Below are 497 nucleotides of genomic sequence, written 5' to 3' on the forward strand. Positions count from 1 at the left end.
AAGGTCGCCGGTGCGGTAGAGACGCTCGCCCGGTGTGCCAAATGGGTTCGGCACAAACACCTGGGCAGTACGCAACGGATCGCTGACATAACCACGACCCACGCCGGTACCGGCCACGCACAACTCACCGACCGCACCTTGCGGCACCAACTCCAGCGCGCCATCCAACAGGTACAACCGGTTGTTGTCGGTCGGCGTGCCGATTGGCAAGTAAGTGCCACGGGTAGACGCCAAGTCGACGCGGAAGAACGCCACGTCATCCGAACACTCCGCCGGGCCATAGGCGTTGACCAGGCCGATTTCCGGGTAACGCAACAACCATTGGTGCGCCAGTTCCGGCGGCATCGCTTCACCGGTCGGCAGCATCCAGCGCAAGCCGTCCAGGCTGATGCGCTCCTGGGCGAGCATGCCCTGGATCAGCGATGGCACACTTTCCAGCACGCTAATGCCTTGGGCCTGCACATGCGCCAACAAGCCCTGCGGATCATGGGCAATAG

The 497-nt window shown here is 63.0% G+C and carries 1 pseudogene (cut by a window edge); it reads right to left on the minus strand.

Annotation, left to right across the window (positions count from 1 at the left end):
- A pseudogene (locus GJA_RS25565) lies at positions 1–497 on the minus strand (AMP-binding protein) (its annotated part continues 10 nt past the right edge of the window); the annotation flags it as partial.

This window comes from Janthinobacterium agaricidamnosum NBRC 102515 = DSM 9628 (assembly GCF_000723165.1).
Lineage (GTDB): Bacteria > Pseudomonadota > Gammaproteobacteria > Burkholderiales > Burkholderiaceae_D > Janthinobacterium > Janthinobacterium agaricidamnosum.